At 48.8% G+C, this 16,389-nt stretch carries 19 protein-coding genes; 1 reads left to right on the top strand and 18 read right to left on the bottom strand.

Translation table 11 applies throughout. The features are described from left to right. Positions 1–54: 54 nt before the first annotated feature. The 3 genes from FOI68_RS16595 to FOI68_RS16585 form a co-directional block, all read right to left on the bottom strand. Complete coding sequence (locus tag FOI68_RS16595; RefSeq protein WP_143863787.1) at positions 55–840, bottom strand: OmpA/MotB family protein; 786 nt, start codon at positions 838–840, stop codon at positions 55–57. After that, the gene (locus FOI68_RS16590) at positions 833–1,642 is read right to left on the bottom strand and encodes a motility protein A (protein ID WP_029100286.1); all 810 of its coding nucleotides are present in this window, start codon (positions 1,640–1,642) and stop codon (positions 833–835) included. The genes FOI68_RS16595 and FOI68_RS16590 overlap by 8 nt, the downstream gene beginning before the upstream one ends. A 175-nt stretch (positions 1,643–1,817) precedes the next feature. Beyond that, positions 1,818–2,192 carry a PspA/IM30 family protein gene (locus FOI68_RS16585; protein ID WP_143863786.1) on the bottom strand — a complete coding sequence of 125 codons (375 nt, stop codon included), beginning with the start codon at positions 2,190–2,192 and terminating at the stop codon, positions 1,818–1,820. A 186-nt stretch (positions 2,193–2,378) separates the two neighbouring features. On the opposite strand from FOI68_RS16585, the gene FOI68_RS16580 reads away from it, so the two are divergent. Further along, positions 2,379–2,552, top strand: a complete 174-nt coding sequence (locus FOI68_RS16580) for a putative motility protein (RefSeq protein ID WP_445437256.1) — start codon at positions 2,379–2,381, stop codon at positions 2,550–2,552. Positions 2,553–3,016: 464 nt separating this feature from the next. Here FOI68_RS16580 and fliT read toward each other — a convergent pair whose 3' ends face one another. The 15 genes from fliT to FOI68_RS16505 all read right to left on the bottom strand — a co-directional run bounded on the left by fliT (position 3,017) and on the right by FOI68_RS16505 (position 16,351). Further along, positions 3,017–3,379 carry a flagellar protein FliT gene (fliT, locus tag FOI68_RS16575; protein ID WP_143863785.1) on the bottom strand — a complete coding sequence of 121 codons (363 nt, stop codon included), beginning with the start codon at positions 3,377–3,379 and terminating at the stop codon, positions 3,017–3,019. 11 nt (positions 3,380–3,390) lie between these two features. After that, on the bottom strand, positions 3,391–3,771 hold the full coding sequence (gene fliS, locus FOI68_RS16570) for a flagellar export chaperone FliS (RefSeq protein ID WP_029100289.1): 381 nt from the start codon (positions 3,769–3,771) through the stop codon (positions 3,391–3,393). A gap of 20 nt (positions 3,772–3,791) precedes the next feature. Continuing rightward, positions 3,792–5,309 carry a flagellar hook-associated protein 2 gene (locus FOI68_RS16565; RefSeq protein ID WP_143863784.1) on the bottom strand — a complete coding sequence of 506 codons (1,518 nt, stop codon included), beginning with the start codon at positions 5,307–5,309 and terminating at the stop codon, positions 3,792–3,794. Positions 5,310–5,321: 12 nt separating this feature from the next. Continuing rightward, the gene (gene flaG, locus FOI68_RS16560; RefSeq protein ID WP_143863783.1) at positions 5,322–5,684 is read right to left on the bottom strand and encodes a flagellar protein FlaG; all 363 of its coding nucleotides are present in this window, start codon (positions 5,682–5,684) and stop codon (positions 5,322–5,324) included. Positions 5,685–5,815: 131 nt separating this feature from the next. Next, positions 5,816–7,057 (bottom strand): flagellin lysine-N-methylase, encoded by a 1,242-nt coding sequence (fliB, locus tag FOI68_RS16555; RefSeq protein ID WP_143863782.1) that lies wholly within the window; start codon positions 7,055–7,057, stop codon positions 5,816–5,818. A gap of 157 nt (positions 7,058–7,214) precedes the next feature. Further along, positions 7,215–10,094: an IPT/TIG domain-containing protein gene (locus FOI68_RS16550; RefSeq protein ID WP_143863781.1), complete on the bottom strand. Its 2,880-nt coding sequence runs from the start codon at positions 10,092–10,094 to the stop codon at positions 7,215–7,217. 121 nt (positions 10,095–10,215) lie between these two features. Continuing rightward, entirely contained in the window at positions 10,216–11,043 is an 828-nt protein-coding gene (locus FOI68_RS16545; protein WP_143863780.1) for a flagellin N-terminal helical domain-containing protein, read from the bottom strand. 172 nt (positions 11,044–11,215) lie between these two features. Then, positions 11,216–11,464, bottom strand: coding sequence for a carbon storage regulator CsrA (gene csrA, locus FOI68_RS16540; protein ID WP_143863779.1), 249 nt, complete (start codon positions 11,462–11,464; stop codon positions 11,216–11,218). An 8-nt stretch (positions 11,465–11,472) separates the two neighbouring features. Further along, a complete protein-coding gene (locus FOI68_RS16535; RefSeq protein ID WP_143863778.1) occupies positions 11,473–11,892 on the bottom strand; it encodes a flagellar assembly protein FliW in 420 nt (139 codons plus the stop codon). 40 nt (positions 11,893–11,932) lie between these two features. Next, positions 11,933–12,511: a DUF6470 family protein gene (locus FOI68_RS16530; RefSeq protein ID WP_143863777.1), complete on the bottom strand. Its 579-nt coding sequence runs from the start codon at positions 12,509–12,511 to the stop codon at positions 11,933–11,935. Positions 12,512–12,537: 26 nt separating this feature from the next. Beyond that, positions 12,538–13,428, bottom strand: a complete 891-nt coding sequence (flgL, locus tag FOI68_RS16525; protein WP_143863776.1) for a flagellar hook-associated protein FlgL — start codon at positions 13,426–13,428, stop codon at positions 12,538–12,540. A gap of 34 nt (positions 13,429–13,462) precedes the next feature. Continuing rightward, positions 13,463–14,941, bottom strand: coding sequence for a flagellar hook-associated protein FlgK (gene flgK / locus FOI68_RS16520; RefSeq protein WP_029100298.1), 1,479 nt, complete (start codon positions 14,939–14,941; stop codon positions 13,463–13,465). A gap of 12 nt (positions 14,942–14,953) precedes the next feature. After that, entirely contained in the window at positions 14,954–15,454 is a 501-nt protein-coding gene (locus FOI68_RS16515) for a flagellar protein FlgN (protein ID WP_029100299.1), read from the bottom strand. 44 nt (positions 15,455–15,498) lie between these two features. Continuing rightward, the gene (flgM, locus tag FOI68_RS16510) at positions 15,499–15,774 is read right to left on the bottom strand and encodes a flagellar biosynthesis anti-sigma factor FlgM (protein ID WP_035295905.1); all 276 of its coding nucleotides are present in this window, start codon (positions 15,772–15,774) and stop codon (positions 15,499–15,501) included. Positions 15,775–15,922: 148 nt separating this feature from the next. Beyond that, positions 15,923–16,351: a TIGR03826 family flagellar region protein gene (locus FOI68_RS16505; RefSeq protein ID WP_029100301.1), complete on the bottom strand. Its 429-nt coding sequence runs from the start codon at positions 16,349–16,351 to the stop codon at positions 15,923–15,925. Positions 16,352–16,389: the final 38 nt, after the last annotated feature.

Here is a 16,389-nt window from a genome sequence, read left to right as displayed (position 1 = left end):
TACACGGGAATCCTTCCAGAAAAAGTATTTTTATTGACAGAAAAATTTGAACTGTTATTCCTTTTCCACCAGGATGAGCAAGTCCACGCGGTTGTTGCGGGGGCCGTTCTCCGCGCTGGCCTTGTCCTCCAACGGGGCGTGTTCACCCCAACCCGCCACGGTAAAGCGGGAGGCCGGCAGACCGTGGATGTTCACCAGTTCGCGCATCACCGAAATGGCCCGCGCCGACGACAGCTCCCAGTTGGAGCGGTACGGGCTTTGGGCAGCAGGGGTATCGTCCGTGCAGCCTTCGATCCGGACGCGGTACGAAAAGGGCTTCAAGACCCGCGCCACGACGTCCACGACCTGTTTTCCCTCGTCCTTCAGATCGGCGGAGCCGCTGCCGAACAGGATCGTTTCCGGCAGGCGCACCCGCAGCCCGTCCCCGGTCTCTTCGAAGTCGACATGCTTCGCCTGCAGCACGGAGGCGAGCTGCGTGCGGATGGTCTCCATGTCGCGCTTTGCCGCATCGCGGGCAGCCGGCGGCGCCTCCGGGCGGGGACGGCTCTCTCCCGCGCTCTTCCCCTCCACGACGGCCGCCAACGCTTCGCGCCTCGCTTCCAGTTGGTGAATCTCCCGCTCCAGCTCCAGCTTTTGCAGGTTCAGCAGGTCGAGGCTCTCGTGCACCTGTTTCAAGCTGGCCTGCTGCCGGGCCGCTTCGTCCATCTGCGCCTTGATCTTGGTCGCATGGGCCGCGGCGATAATGACGACAATCACAAACAGCAGGGTAAACAGGTCGCTGTAGCTGATCAGCCAGCTCTTTTCCAGTTCCTTTTCGTCGTACAGCCGGTCGTCATGCATGGCGATCCTGCCTTTCGATCGTTCCTCTGACGCTGCCCGGCGGCTTGATCAGCACCAGCTTGCGGTCCCCGGGCAGGAACGAATTCAGTTTTTCAAACAGCAGACGCGGCGTCTCCATCCGCTGCAGCCCGACGCACCCTTCGATGTAGAGCCGCTTTTCGAACATTTCCTGGTCGTGGATGTCCATCAGCCGGTAGTAGCACGGCAGGGCAACCAGGTTGGCCAAGAGCGCCCCGTACAGCGTCGCCACCACCGCCGAACTGAGGCTGTACCCGGTCTGGGTAAAGTCGGAGAGCGTCTTCAGCACCCCCGTCATCCCCAGCAGCGTCCCTACCAGTCCCATGCCCGGCGCCAGCAGGCTGATCAGTCGGAAGAAGCCGGCCGCCTGCTGGTAGCGGTACTGCTCCCCTTTCAGCTCGTTTTCCAGTATCATGCGCAGTTCTTCCTCCGGCACGCCTTCAATCGCCAGCAAGCTGCCGCGGCGGACGAACGAATCTTTCTCGTTCTGCAGTTCTTTTTCCAACGCCAGATACCCCTGTTCCTTCTGCACCAGGGCGTAGTAGTAGAATCGTTTGATCGTCTCTTCCACGTTTCCCTCCCGGCCGTGCACCAGGAGCCGGATCAAGGGGCGCAGTTCCAGGTGCCTGCGCTTGATCGCGTAGGCAATCAGCACGGCCAGCGCCACCAGCTCGATCGCCGTCACGTTCAGCAGATCGGCTGCGCTGCCGTTGAGGTAGACCGCGTGCACAAACATGAGCAAGACCGCTCCCACCAGCAGGAGCGAGCGACGTTTTGTCGACAAGAGGTGTCACCATCCCGTTGAGTTTGTTCTGTTACCTGTATCGGTTAATCGCTCGTGGTTGATGAATGTGTAGTGAAGCGGATGGATTGTTGGGGGAGGGGGCTCATCGACCAAACGCGTTTTTGCCCACACAAAAAAACGGCCGCTCCAGCCGTTTTTTGCTGATTTGGTTTTCTTATAGCAAACCGGTCGCGTCTTTCAGCTTTTGGATGTCCCGCTTTTGAAAGCGGTAGTCTTGATACAGAACCTTGAAATCAGCCTCCATGTTGTCGAAGCGCTGTTCGAAACGGTCAAACCGCTGGCTGAAGCCGGTCATTTCCGTTTTCATTTTGGTTATTTCGGTTTTCATTTCGGCCATTTCGGCCTTCATTTCACCCATTTCGGCTTTCAATTCGGCCACTTCGGTCTTGAGTAGCGCCACGTCTCCCTTAAGTTGAACCACTTCCCCTTCCAAACGGCGCACATCCATGGTCAGTGCCTCAAGTTTGGAATTGGTTACCTCCTGGCTTTCCCTGATGGCCCTAAGCATCCCCAGGATCTCCTCCTGCATCGGCCAGCCCCCCTTTTGCTCGCTCTTTCCCCTATTATAGCAAGAGCGTCGAGACAAAAATATCGGGAACCGCCGGATATTTGCAAGATGTTTTCTCTAATCCGCCGCAAGCAAAATGCCGATACCAAAATAGATCCCCATGTTTGTCCCATGAACCTGTACGGAAGAAGGTGAACGAACGTGAACATGGTCCAACTGAAGCAAGCCATCTCCATCAGCCTGACCAAACAGGTGCAGTCCACCGCCCAGGCGCTGGCTTCCACGATGCTGGAGGACTTCGCCAAAACCCAGCAAACCATCCAGCAGGCCGCACAGGCTCCGCATCCGTCGCTGGGGAAAGTGCTTGACGTGCGGGTGTAACCCGGGACAGAACGGGCAGGCTGTCGACGTTGACAGCCTGCTTGTTTTTTTGTGGCGCGGTAGATTTCCCAGATTCACCACCTTTACATCAACCATTCCCAGGGTGTCTCCCGGGCGCTTGCACCTTGGGTCGTGCCGTAATAAGTGATGAGCTAGGCTTTTTGCCGCCCATATACACCTGTAAACCTTCGGCGAAGTCTTTTTCGTCAATGTAGATTACTTCGCCCCCTATTCTTTTTCAGCGCGTCCGTGGCCATTACATCCTACGCACTTAGCCTCAGTCTGCTGGATATGGCACAAGCTACACAGGCAGCAGGGTCGACCATGGCTGGAGGACTTCTCCAAACCCCAAGCCAGTATGCAGCAATCCATTTCTGCTCCTCATCCGGCACTGGGGACAGCAAACGACATCCAAGTGAACTCCGGCAAGCAGCAAAAAACGGCCAGCAAAACCGGCCGTTTTTTCATTTTTTGCGATCAAAGAATGCCCCGTAGCCGCTTGGACCGTCATCGTAATAAGTCTGGCGGGCAAGTTTTGTCTTCCGGATGTTGGACAGCTGTTCTTTTATCTTTTGCTGCCTAGCCTCAATCTTTGGTTTGATGTTCTTGTCAATCTCGTACACTTTGGCCAGGTATCGTTGCTTCAGGTCATCGGAGATCTTCTCTCCTGCTGACAAGCGAACTTCGACCTCACTGATCAGTCGTGCCCTGTCATCCAAGAGAATGTTCCATTCGTCCAACTCTGTTTCGCTCTCGGTAACCGACTTCTCGAGGGAAATTGTTCGTTGAAGCAATTCTTGCAAGAGCAATTCCATTGTTTTTTCCATCGCACTGTTCCTTACCCTTGATTTTTGGCCAGAACCATTGCTTGTTTCCAAACGTCCCGGAATTGAACAAAGAAATCCTCAACTTCATCCAAGATGGAGATGTCTTTTCGGACATTCGCATCAATCATACGGCGAAGCATGTAGTCGTACATCTGATACAGTTGATCGGAAATGGGATAGGATCTGTCTAGTGTAACAATAAGCTCATTGAGAATATCTTGTACGCGCAGGTTGTATTCATGGGCTTGACCAATGTTTTTCTCTGAAATAGCAGCCTTTGCCTGTTTGATAAACTTAATCGCGCCGTTATACAGCATAAGAGTCAATTCACCGGGAGATGCCGTATTGATCGAGTTAGTCTGGTAGGCCTGGACAGGATTATACATTGCCATTGCTCATCGCTCCTCTATTCTTACTGTCCTCCGCCGATCCCACCGAGTTGCTGTGCAAGCCACGAGCTTTGGGAGTTCAAACGCTGCAGAGCGCTTTCCATCGCGGTAAATTGTTTCCAATAACGATCTTCGATTTTTGCCAGACGATCTTCCCAATTTCTAATATCATCGTTAATCTGGTCAATCTCTTTTCCAATCGTACTGTTGTCTACCAAAATACCGCTCATTCCCGCCTTCTTGGTGAGGTTTTTAATGGCCACATCCAACTTGTCGTACAAGCGCTGAGCCAATCCGCTTTCGTCGAATTTCTGTTTCGCTTCCGCTTCAGTGGTCGGATTGGTAATACTACTTGTTTTCGTAAACAGCTCCATAACCTTGTCACCGTTGTTGCGGATTGCCTCGCGGAGCTTCGTTTCATCAATGTACAGCTTACCGTTCTCCATGTAAGCGTATTTGTTGTCGCTGTATTTGGAGGTGGAAATACCGATCTCATACAGCATATCAAAATTTGAATCAGTTACCCCCTTTACTGCATTGCTCAATGATTGGCGCATGTCGTACAAGGCACTGGACAAAATGGAATCTTGACGCAACAGCCCGCTTTTCGCCTTTTCTTCCCAAAGCTCAATCTGCTTTTCCGACATTTCCTGTTTTTGCTCGTCAAGCAGAGGCTGGTAATCACGGTATTGTTTTTCGGTAATTTTTGTATTGATCTTGTCGATCACTTCGTTGTATTTATCAACAAACCCTTTGATTGCGTTAAAAATGGCGTCCTCGTTGGTTTTTACGTTTACAGTAATAGGCGCTGACGTTTGTTTGATGGTGAATTCCATGTTATCGTAGGTAAACGTATTGCTGGAAATGGATTGCGTGACACCGTTTATGATGACCTGGCCGGGCGTTCCGTCTGCACCGTTGCTAAAGGAACCATCTGAAATTCCCAGCACATTCCCCGGAACAGTGGTGTTCGTGATGGAAATCGCAGCAGTCGAGCCTGCCGTCTTGGAGGTAAGAATGAGCTTGTTGTTAAAATACGTTGCGGTTACACCAGTCGTTGAAGACACGTCATTAATCTTTTTTACGACACTGTTGATGGTGTCGGCCGCAGTAACATCGATCTTGGTACCGTTCAGGTCAAAACTGAATTCGTTGCCGCTGCCAACCGCGGTATTGGCATCGGCCAAGCTCGAGCTATACACAGCCGTCGCCGGTTTGGCCGGCTGCGCAAGCGATAGGACCTCAACCGTGTAGGTGGAGAGACTGGGCGTGCCCACTGTTTTCACCGAGACTGCTGCTTCATTTTCGGAAGAAGCAGTTTTTTGCAGATATGTACGCTGCAATTTCATGTCAAACACGGTATTTTTCAGGTCAAGCAAGAGCGAATTCATCTCACGATAGCTATCCCGCTTCCACTCTTCCAGTTGCTTTTTTTGCAATAACTTATTTAACGGAGCGCGCTGAGCCTTCATTAGATCTTTTACCATTTGCTCCGTGTCCAAGCCGGAAGCCATCCCGCTAAATCGAATCGGACTAACCATTATGGTTCCCTCCTATCTTTTTTCATCGATCAGCAATCCCAATTTTTCCTGAATATCAGCCACCATGTCCAGGATTTTCCGAGGCGGAATTTCACGAACTACTTCATTTGTCTCGTCATTAACAAGTTGCACATAATACTCTCCCAACTTTTCGTGCATGGTAAACTTTAGGTGCGTTTTTTCCGTCTGAAGTAGTTTGTTCAAGTCATCTACGGCTTTTTTCAGTTCTGCTTTGTTGTAGGATTTTTCTGTTTCAATATTCTCCGTGTAATACGGTTCAATTCGTGCGTGATCTTGATTTTCTGGGGTGTTTGTACTAGGCTCCACGTACGAATTTATAAAATTCCCAACTTTGCTTATGGAACCAATGTCCATTCCTGCCCCTCCTCACAATGGCTTCTACCATTTATATCGGAAAGAGCAATAGAAAAATTTACCCTAGCTCTTAATGAAGAAAGAGGGTTTTCTAAAGAAATTACCCTCTTTGACTGAAGATGAAACCTTTTTTAGTTTTTTATAAAGACGGCCATATAGGCCATGGAAGTGTAGCCGTTCTCTTTTAACAAATCAAAGATCTGGTTTAAGTAAACAGGATTATGTTCAACCGTTCTCGCAAACGATTGAATCAATTTTACCACATGATCAAGACTAAATTCCTGCTTGTAATAACCTGTCATTCCGATTAAATGCATTTTTATTAAGCCATAGTGTAGAACCAACATGACGAATTCTTCAAATGCATTTTTATCCTTACCCAAAGGAAAGGCATTTTTAAACACGTAATTTACCAGGTAATTTTCCATGACGTATTCATGTTTATGCATAAAGGGTTCATAATGTTCTTTATATGCCTTCTGATAATGTTCAGTAACCACTTCAAGAGTATCACCAGGTTGATAATGAATTCCCTGTAAGAAATCTTCGAAACACTCCTTGTAGCGTATACTGTTAACGGCAGAAGAAGTAAGCCGAAAATCAATTAACTGCTTAAGAATGTGCAATTGAACATCTACGCGAGCAGGTAGTTTTGCAAAGCTTTCAGTAAAGGCTCCTTCCGCAATCAATTTATTATAGGAATCAATTAATTCAGGTATCTGATTAGTGTTTTTAGCCTCAACATATTCTTGAACTTTTTTGTAAAACATTCCAAGCATAATGAGACGATCGTTCAGGGAAAAGTTTCTGTTCTGGATCACCTGTATTGTAAATATCCTTAAATCCCAAAAATAGTGGACTAAGTGTTGGTTATCCATATTGGTATTGATATTTTTGCTAATAATATTGCGTGTCTCTACGTCTTCTTCAATTTCGTCAAACTCGATACCCTGTGGATTTAGCAGGGCAAGACGAGTAATTTCTGGACAAGACGTAGTAGCAGATTTCTCTAGGATGCCGTTTACCTGATTGGTAATGCGAGGGTAAGTTAAGCATACATTCGACAAATACTGCTCTCCCAAGGCCAGTTGTATCCCACATAATCCTTCTTGCGTCAGCATAGGACACCCTTTTTCTTTATCAAGCAGAATCTTTGCATAACTCTCTTCACTTGAATTAGACCGAATCCGTTTAATATTTTCCTCCAACAAAGGTTTTAATGTAGGATACGTTACCTTTTTGTATTTCTTGTAGGTAGCTTTATCGACATTTACCTGCCAACCCTTACAGCACGTATCTTCACATTCAGAACCGATACACACGAATTTGCGCATATATTGCGGTACCAGCACAAGCCGTTTCTTTTTATTCATGATCGTCTAATCTCCTTATGTCATCCTAGTACATCTCAATATTCTTATATCGGAAGAACAAGAAACTTTATAAAATCAAAAAGAAAGTCCCCAGAGTGAAAGTACACTACATTCACCCTGAGGATCCTTGATTTAATTAGTTACTTTTTATTCAAATTTACTTGTATTCAAATGGAAGTGCGTTGCTTTCCTTTCCTTCCGCATTGATTGCTTTTACGTCTACAATTCCCGGTCCGCTCGCCGCCGGCACGCGGACTTTTATCTTCGTTGGGCTAAGTATGGTTGTCGGGCTTACTACAACTCCACCAAACGATATTTTTACTTGCTCCAAATTCGTACCGTCAATGTAAACGTAGGTTCCACCGCTTACCGGTCCACTTGTCGTACTGAGCTTGGTTAACGTAGGCACTGGCAAGGATGGCGGTTCTACATACGTATATGTCGCAGTAGCAGACTGACCCGAAGGATTCGTAACGACAATATCAACCGGACCTACCGCAGATGCGCTCGGCATTTTGATCTTGAATCTCGTGCTGTCAAAGTAAGTATCGATTGGAACTTGCATACCGTCGACTGTAACGGTCAGATTCGGATCAAAGTTTTGCCCAGTTACATAAACGCTTGTTCCGCCAGTTACCGGTCCGCTATTTGGCGACAGGCTGCTGATCGTAACTTGTGGATCTTGATAGGTGAAACCTTGCGATACGGTAAAGCTTTGACCATCCGGATTGGTAATCGTCACATCGACAGGACCTGCACTTGCAACTACCGGTGTCTTTACTTTCACTCTTGTCGCGTCATAGTAGTAGTCCAAATTTACTGTTTTGTTGCCAAAAGTGACTTTTGCTCCCGTTTGAAAATCCTTACCGGTAATGAACACAGCCGTTCCACCAGCGGTAATCCCTGTATTCGGATTAATGCTTGTGATCGTCGGTGCCGGTTTGATCTCTGCAGCTTTATAGATATAGCCCCCTGTCAACACTCCAGACTGTCCGTCCGGATTCACTACGGAAACATCTACAGGACCTTCAACGGTAGATTGCGGTGCCTTTACTTTCACTTGCGTGTTGGAAAGATAGGAAAGTAGTGTTGCCTCATTCGAACCAAAATAAACCTTCAGGCCGTTTTCAAAGTTCTTTCCATTTACATAAACAGTTTCTCCACCGGCCATAAGACCGTTGTTTGGAGAAGCGGAAGTAACTTCCGGTGCCGGTGCAGGAGGTAAAGGATTGTACGTAAACCCGTTCGTCAACGTTGCCTCTTGTCCATCGGGATTTACAATCTTCACATCAACAGGCCCCGCCTGCGAAACAGCAGGCGTTTTCACTTTAATGCTAGTCGCGGAGTAATAATTTGTTACGGTCGCCTGATAACTTCCAAAATATACTTTTAACCCGCTGGCAAAGTTTTCTCCCGATATATACACATATTCGTTGCCTGAAACCAATCCGCTGTTTGGAGAAAGGGCAGTAATTTTCGGCAATATTACGGGTGGTGCTTCATATGTGTACCCATTGGGGACATCCACCTTTGTACCGTCAGGATTCTTGATTTCCAGATTTACCGCTCCCGGAGCCGTACCTGCGGGAACTACAACTTTCAGGTAACCATCGTATCTCGTTACACTTCCGCTAGCATCTCCGAATTTCACAGTAACGCCCGGCATGAAATACTTACCGTAAATGGTAATGGTATTTCCTCCTGCCAGCGGACCGCTTGCCGGATTAATGCTGGTAACTTCCGGCTGCGCATAATAATGATATGGAGCCGAAGCTTTTTGCCCGTCATCGTTCACAACAGTTACAGTGGTATCACCTTGCACTCCCGGAGGGGCGGTTACCGTGATTTGTTTCTCATTTACCAATTGAACATTGGTAGCCTGATTGGTACCAAACGTAACCTTTACTCCCGGGCGGAATTTATCGCCGTTGATCGTAACCGTCTCTCCACCGTTAATATGGCCATTATCATTCAAAACGGATGTAATGACTGGAGCAGGATATTTTACAGTAAGATTGACCGGTAGTATGGAGAAATAACGAGCTGCTCCTGTATAGTCTTTATAGTTTATGATTGATTTCGTAGAGGTTGGTAACGTGCCTATTGCGGCTCCTTGTTTATGTCTAATTTTGTACGTGAACGTAAGAGTATCGTTTTTCAGTTCAAGGAAATTCCAGGTTAACGTATTGCCCGATACTGTCGGTTGAGGAATGTTGTTGTCATAGGAACCAGGTACAATCTCAAACTCAGGAGAAACGGTATCGGTGACGACTACGTCATACGCGCTGGCCATCCCGATTTCTTGTACGATTGCTTTGTAGATTTCTGCAAGCCCGACTGAACCTAAAACAAAATGGTGGTGATGTGCCGTAGTCGCCATTTCTTTCAACAAAAGATTCGGGCCACTTGTATCAGGATTGTCTGTGGATAACAACAAAGCGATTGTATAAAATACAATCCCCTCATTCTTTGCCTCATTCGCCTTTTGTAGTGCATATTCATATGCGGTGCCCTGAGGAACCGTAGCGTCACCATCGGTCATCAATACGATGACAGGCTGTGCTTCAGGTCGATGGTTGGCCAACAATTCCCTGGCTTTATCAATTGCATCACCTGTAGCTGTAGCGCCATTGGCACTAAGCTTATCAATATATGCCTTTGCAGCTGCTGCATCTGTTGTCAGATCAAACTGTCTGGCATCCGAACTGAAATCGACAATTCCGACACGATGCTTCGTAAAATCAATAAGATCAATAAATTGCTTGGCAGCTTCTTTCGCCGCGTTCATCTTGTTTTCCTGCAACATACTACCTGATCGGTCGATGATTAGGATCACGTCATTTGGTTTAACAACGTTTACTGGTGGAGTACCCGTAATGTTCAGGGTTACTTCTGCTTCTTCCTCCGTTGTAATCGATGTAGGATTTACACTCTTGGATGCTGTCACATAGTTAGTGGCCGCACTGGCCGTAGGCAAGCCGTTAATCATGACGATCAGCGCAAAAAATACGAGTGCTATCTTCTTCATGACCTGCATGCACGTACCCCCTCTTACTAAAATTAAGTTTAATATTCAATTAAGTTAAAAATTTTTTGCACTTAAGAAAGAGACCCTAGGAATTGTCCTAAGGCCTCTTTTTCACGCTGTAAAAGAGTGATTAGCGGAGGAGTTGGAGTACTCCTTGCGGTTGTTGGTTTGCTTGAGCCAGCATCGCTTGAGCGGCTTGCGTCAGGATGTTGTTCTTGGTGAACTCCATCATTTCTTTCGCCATGTCTACGTCACGGATGCGGGACTCAGCTGCCGTCAGGTTCTCAGCGGAAGCTCCCAGGTTGTTGATGGTATGCTCCAAACGGTTTTGCACGGCACCAAGATCCGCACGTTGCGTAGAAACTTTTTCAATTGCATCGTCAACCAATTTAATTGCATTGTCAGCGTTTGCTTGAGTATCGACCAGGATAGTACCAGCTCCAACACCGAGAGCAGCAGCTTGCATATCACTGATCGTAAGGGTAATGGATTGACCTTTGTTAGCACCGATTTGGAATTTCAGACCTGCTGTAACTGTCGCATTACCATCCAACAATTTGGTGGTGTTGAATTCTGTGTTCTGAGCAATACGGTCAATTTCAGTTACCAATTGATCGACTTCTGCCTGCAAATTCGCACGGTCGGTAGCGGTGTTAGTATCGTTTGCAGCTTGAACCGCCAGTTCACGCATACGTTGCAGGATGGAGTGGGTCTCGTTCAGTGCGCCCTCAGCCGTTTGAATCAGGGAGATACCATCTTGAGCGTTGCGGGTAGCTTGCTCCAAACCGCGGATTTGGCCGCGCATTTTTTCGGAGATCGCCAGACCTGCTGCGTCATCGCCAGCGCGGTTGATACGGTAACCGGAAGAGAGACGTTCGATGTTTTTGGAAGCGTTGGTGTTGTTGAAAGTCAGTTGACGATGAGTGTTGTACGCAGAAATGTTGTGGTTGATACGCATGTACGATTCCTCCTTGAGTGTGAAAAGTCACGTCCCTGTGACTTTTTGCCTAATTCTTTGGGCAATCACGCAATCGCGCGCTTGCGTCATCGCCCCTTACATTTCTTTTATCGGTAGAGTGGAGAAACTTTTTTAGTGCTTTTTCTTATTTTTCTACAAAAAATCGGACGAGTCATTTCTCGCCCGATTCATCTTCTGTTTCGGCTGACCACTGTTTCAGTGTCGCCCAGTCCAACTTTGTCTGGGCAGCCAGCTTGTTTTCCTCCTGAATAGCCATGTAAATCTCTTTTCGATAGATTCCCGTCTCTTTGGGAGCTTCAATGCCGATCCTGACAACATCACCCTCAATCCCGATAATCTTAATTTCGATGGCGTCCCCGATCATAATGGATTCGTTTTTCTTTCGGGATAAGACTAACATGTGCTCACCTACTCCCTCACCGCAGCTTGCCGCAGTTGAAACAGGGGCTGCCGCAAACTGTAGGTTTCGTGGTCAAGGACCAGCTGTATTGCCTTGCAATTGTCTTGATTGACGACAATCGGCGCTTTCAGGTTTACGGTCACATGGCCGCCTTCCCGCAGCGTGATGATATTCGCGACAAAGATACGGGTGTCTTCCGTGATGTCCAACATCTTTTTAGTGCGGCTGTCCAGTTCGAATTCATAGTCTTTAAAATAAGCGAACGGGTCGACCAACCAAAATCCAATCCTCTCATCTTCCAACGATTGCAGCGAAAAAAAACAACTCCCCGGTTCTTCCTGGGTTAATTGAAAGAACCGGAGATCGTAAAACCCTGGTAATCCTTCTTCAAAGAAGAGTTTTGCCAGCTCCATTTTGCTATCAGCCATTGTTGACAGCTCCTTCCTTGCTGCGATACTGCTTCGTTATTCACAGCTTCCTGTCCACATTCAACCCGACAAAATCAATTTTCAAGCTGTTCCACTGGCGAATGTATCCCTCAACTTTACCTGGTGTGTAATTGTGAATAGGCCGTTTGATTTCGGGATTCATCTGCACGCCGCCTATCTGCACATTAATCTCAGGTCGCCGAGCCTCATAATGAATCTCCACGCCATCCCCTACCAGCGATCCCTCAGCAATAATCTCGGTATTGTGGTAGATGACGCTTTCCTCAAAGGCGATATCGGCAATCGGATTTCCTTTATTCTCAATCGCCCGGAGACGGTCCCCCTCCTCGCTTATTTGAGCGATCGCCTCCATCGCTTTTTGGTAGCCGTATTCCGCGTTGTCCCGTGATCGGCGAAGGGGACCGCGCAGGTCGATGTTGGCTTGGGCCTCCGAGGTATCCATGGTGAGAACTCCCCGAGGCTGACGAATCTCCAAAACAGCGGGTTCTTGATGCAAGTTTAGCTCGGCACGCGGCTGCTGGATTTCCTGCACCGGCCTGGTTATCTGCAAGCCCAACTTCGCGAATGTCTGCTGCAGCCGAATCTGTGGTACCTGCACGGTCGCTCCCTCCTACCTCTTACCGTTTAGCGGAGAAAGTCCAACAACGACGGTTGAATGATGCGGGCCCCTGCTCCCAAAGCTGCGCGGTGCACATTCTCTTGCGTTTTCAAATCGGTAATGACCTTGGCAATATCAGTGTCTTCATTCTCGGACATCAGTTCCGTTATGGTGACACCCTCGGTGAGGAGGCGATCTTCAATCAGATCGACGCGGTTTGAACGTGCCCCCAGTGCTGCCCGTTCCCGTACCATGTTGTCAATTTGACTCGTCATATCATCCAGATATTGAGTGACTGGCTGACCATTGTTTAAATCTGTAATGATTTTATCCAAGAGTTTAAATACATTGTTGGCCGGATCGGGATAATTGAAGACTGCCTGACCGTTCGGATTGATCGGGAGAAAGATTTGCTGCGATACTTCCAACGAAATCTGTTCGGAGTTCGTATTGGTAAAATCCCCTGTTGTTTGGTCATACGGAGGTGTCAATGTATCCGTTCCGGCAAAAATATACCGACCGTTGATCGACTGATTGGCAACAGTACCCAAATGGTCTTTTAGTTGAGTAATCTCCGTGGCCAATGCTTTTAACGAGTCAGGACCCACGGCAGGGTCACCGGAGTAGATCAACAGCTCACGTACCCGTTGGAGAACATTATTGCCCTCCTCCAGCGACTTGTCCGACATTTCCAACCAGGAACGCGCCTGGTTCAGGTTGCTGACGTATTGTTCATTTTCAATCACAGCCGACCGGTAATACACCGCTCTCGCTGCGATTACAGGATCATCCGAAGGTTTGGAAATTTTTTTTCCCGACGAGAGCTGTTCCTGCAGCTTGTTCATGTTTCCCATGGAATTGTGCAAGTTGCGAAGCATATTATTGTTTAACATGTTCTGCGTCACGCGCATTGCCATACTTGATCCCCCTACGACAGCTATTCACAAACGACTACAGTCCTACACGTCCCATTCCGTTAATAATCCTGTCCAAAACTTCATCCACACTGGTCATTGCACGTGCGGAAGCATTGTACGCTTGCTGGTATTTCACCAAATTCGACAGCTCTTCGTCGATGGAAACACCGGACACGGACTGTCTTTGGGAATCCACCATGCCGACCAGCGTCTCGGAGTTTTTCTGATTGCGGGCCGCTTCCTGCCCGTTGACACCCAGTTGACCGATGGTGTATCGATAGAAGTCATCCAGCGTCGTTGCTTCTTTAAAATCATTGGGCCCGGTACCTGGCGGAATCACTTTGAACTTGATTGCCGCAATCGCCAGAGCATTTTCATTGTTGCCCATCGAGCCTTTGCCACTTGCATCCGGCTTGGCAGCGGCTATGTTATCCAGACTCGCAAGAATCGCCGGGTTGATCGCGATTCGATTGGCTCCAGCAGGATCAGCGCTCCCCCCAGTAACTGCATCGACAAACAGCGGAATGGCCGAAGATGCGCTTCCGTTGCGGATGTCGGTTAACGTAAGCCCCGTTTTGTGGACATTATTGATCTCTTTCGTCAGGTTAATGGCCAAAAGATCGAGCTGCTTCAGGGTGTCAGGTATGATTTTGTCACGCGCTTCCACCAGCCCCGCCAAGCTTCCCTGCGTCGGAACGAACGCCGCCCCGCCCAGCGCAATATCGTAGAAGCCAGTCACCGCGTTTTTGGTCGCCGCCATCGGTACAGCCGTCCTGCCGGTTACCAAGTCCTTGCCTTCAATCTGTATGTTTACCATGCCGTTTTCAGCTTGGATCACTTTTACGTCGGTCAGCTTGGACAATTTGTCGATCAATACATCGCGCTGGTCGTACAAATCGTTGGGCGCATATCCATGCGGAACTACGTCACTGATCATTGTGTTCAAGTGGGCGATTTGACTGGCGAGAGAGTTGATTTCCTGTACTTTGACGCTTATTACGTTGTCAAAGTCACGTTGAATATCCAGCAAATGATTATAGGTATTGGCAAACGTTTCTGCTACCGCTATTGAACGTTCACGTACGACCGCCCGTGCGGATGGATCGGCCGCATCTTTGGACAGATCCTGCCACGCCTGCCACATCTGGTCCATGACCTTCTGCAGGCCGGTATCCGACGGTTCTTGCAAAATCGATTCGATCTTGTTCAGGGCGTCCAACTTCACTTCCCAGTACCCAAGCGTCTTGTTCTCTTTCCGATACTGGAGATCCAAAAAATCTTCGCGCAGACGTTGAATGTCGCTTGCCATAACCCCAGTCCCCAGCAGTCCTGCCTCTCTGTTCATGTGCATGCCTACATAGGGGATGCCGGGTGTGGCCACCATGTTTACCCGTTGACGAGTGTACCCTTCCGTATTGGCGTTGGCGATGTTGTGGCCGGTGGTATTCAATGCCGCCTGTTGGGCAAAAAGCCCGCGTTTGCTCACTTCCAGCCCGTGAAATGTAGAACGCATATAGACACCTCTTTACGCTTTTTTATTGAATAGCGTCCGGCTTGTGTGACGATATGTATCCGCCGCCGGATTTCCGTAGATATAGTCATCCTCCGGCGCATCCGTGATCAGGTTGAGCGTCATGTTGACAAAAGAAAGGGACTGTTCCAACAACTGCTGATTGAGCTCGTTGGCATCCCGCAGTTCAGAGACAATCCGCATCAGTTCGTCGCGGTACGTGGTCAGACGCATCTTCTCTTCCGCGCTGGTCGTCAGCTTGATCAGGTCGGAAATCGTGCCGTTGTCCCGGGTGAAACCCAGGGAAGCGAACAAGTGGGCCACCACGGCCTGGCGGGCCTCCTCGGCGCTGCCGACGGCCTTGATCAGTTTCTGTTCCTGCTTGGTGATGGCCACCAGTTCATCCACGTTCCCCTTGATCAGCACGTCCTTTTTTTGTACGGCGAGCGTATACAGCGCCTTGTGCAGTTGGATCAAGTTGTCGAGCAGCTCGTAGAGTTCATGCCACTTCGTCATGAGGCCACCTCAGCTTTCCTCTCGAGGTTGTCGCGCTGCATCCCTTACAGCTTCCGCCAGAAGGACAGGATCTTGTCAGCAATCTTGTCGCTGGGAACGCGGTACGTCCCTTCCTCCACCTGCTTTTTCAAGCGCTGTATCTTTTCCCGGCGCGCGGGAGAGTCGGGGTCCTCCACCTGCTTCAGCATCTCCAGGGCTTCCGCCGAAATGTTCACTTCGTCCTTGCCCATGGACACCTTTCGCTCTTTGCCGACCGGCGTCTGACCCGTTTTGCTGTAGGCGTTTATCATTCCCGTGCGGTTCGGTTCCTGTATGCGCATCTGAAAAACCATCCTCTCAATCCAAACAGACATAAAAGACTGGGGAGCAGGATCGCTCCATATCCTCATCTGAACAACAAAACCGATGATACTTCTTAGTAGTATCATCGGCAAAATGTCGGCGATCGATTAGTTTTTTCCGCGAAAACTATTCGTCACGATTCGGCTTTCTTCGATAGGTAGCCTCCGCCAAGCGGATCCTCTTTTCTTCTTCCAGGCGCCGCTCAACGTCAAGATCCTGCACGATGTCCCGCTGCAGATGCTTGGTGCAGTCGTCACAATACTGTCCGCTGCGAATCAAGGACCCGCATCTCTCGCACGGATATCCCATGTTGGGGTTGTTGGCGATGGAGATTCGTCTCTCTCTGATAAATCGGGTAATCTGTTTAACGGAAACCCCGGTTGCTTCACTGAGCTGATAGATCGTCGCCCCCCGGTTTTCCCGCTTCCGCAGATAGGAGGCGCACCGTTCATACTCTTTTTCGATCGTCTGATGACATGTGGGGCAAATATCGCGAACGACCTGCACAAACAGGGCACCGCAGCGCGAGCAGTTAGACAGTTTGCCCAGCGACATAAGCACAACTCCTTTTATCTCCCCGTTCTTGCTCTTGA

It is taken from the genome of Brevibacillus sp. LEMMJ03 (assembly GCF_007197875.1).
GTDB lineage: Bacteria > Bacillota > Bacilli > Brevibacillales > Brevibacillaceae > Brevibacillus > Brevibacillus thermoruber.
The sequence above is the reverse complement of the archived record's forward strand: the minus strand, read 5'-3'. Positions and strand labels throughout refer to the sequence as shown.

Excerpts from the sequence above, each read along its gene's own strand:
- fliS (WP_029100289.1), bottom strand. The coding sequence starts at position 3,771 with ATGGCAATGTATAATCCTGTCCAGGCCTACCAGACTAACTCGATCAAT.
- FOI68_RS16565 (WP_143863784.1), bottom strand. The coding sequence starts at position 5,309 with ATGGTTAGTCCGATTCGATTTAGCGGGATGGCTTCCGGCTTGGACACG.
- FOI68_RS16545 (WP_143863780.1), bottom strand. The coding sequence starts at position 11,043 with ATGCGTATCAACCACAACATTTCTGCGTACAACACTCATCGTCAACTG.
- FOI68_RS16535 (WP_143863778.1), bottom strand. The coding sequence starts at position 11,892 with ATGGCTGATAGCAAAATGGAGCTGGCAAAACTCTTCTTTGAAGAAGGA.
- FOI68_RS16595 (WP_143863787.1), bottom strand. The coding sequence starts at position 840 with ATGCATGACGACCGGCTGTACGACGAAAAGGAACTGGAAAAGAGCTGG.
- FOI68_RS16585 (WP_143863786.1), bottom strand. The coding sequence starts at position 2,192 with ATGCAGGAGGAGATCCTGGGGATGCTTAGGGCCATCAGGGAAAGCCAG.
- flgM (WP_035295905.1), bottom strand. The coding sequence starts at position 15,774 with ATGCGCATACAGGAACCGAACCGCACGGGAATGATAAACGCCTACAGC.
- csrA (WP_143863779.1), bottom strand. The coding sequence starts at position 11,464 with ATGTTAGTCTTATCCCGAAAGAAAAACGAATCCATTATGATCGGGGAC.
- FOI68_RS16515 (WP_029100299.1), bottom strand. The coding sequence starts at position 15,454 with ATGACGAAGTGGCATGAACTCTACGAGCTGCTCGACAACTTGATCCAA.
- FOI68_RS16505 (WP_029100301.1), bottom strand. The coding sequence starts at position 16,351 with ATGTCGCTGGGCAAACTGTCTAACTGCTCGCGCTGCGGTGCCCTGTTT.
- fliB (WP_143863782.1), bottom strand. The coding sequence starts at position 7,057 with ATGAATAAAAAGAAACGGCTTGTGCTGGTACCGCAATATATGCGCAAA.
- flaG (WP_143863783.1), bottom strand. The coding sequence starts at position 5,684 with ATGGACATTGGTTCCATAAGCAAAGTTGGGAATTTTATAAATTCGTAC.
- flgL (WP_143863776.1), bottom strand. The coding sequence starts at position 13,428 with ATGGCAATGCGCGTGACGCAGAACATGTTAAACAATAATATGCTTCGC.
- FOI68_RS16550 (WP_143863781.1), bottom strand. The coding sequence starts at position 10,094 with ATGCAGGTCATGAAGAAGATAGCACTCGTATTTTTTGCGCTGATCGTC.
- flgK (WP_029100298.1), bottom strand. The coding sequence starts at position 14,941 with ATGCGTTCTACATTTCACGGGCTGGAAGTGAGCAAACGCGGGCTTTTT.
- fliT (WP_143863785.1), bottom strand. The coding sequence starts at position 3,379 with ATGGAAAAAACAATGGAATTGCTCTTGCAAGAATTGCTTCAACGAACA.
- FOI68_RS16580 (WP_445437256.1), top strand. The coding sequence starts at position 2,379 with ATGGTCCAACTGAAGCAAGCCATCTCCATCAGCCTGACCAAACAGGTG.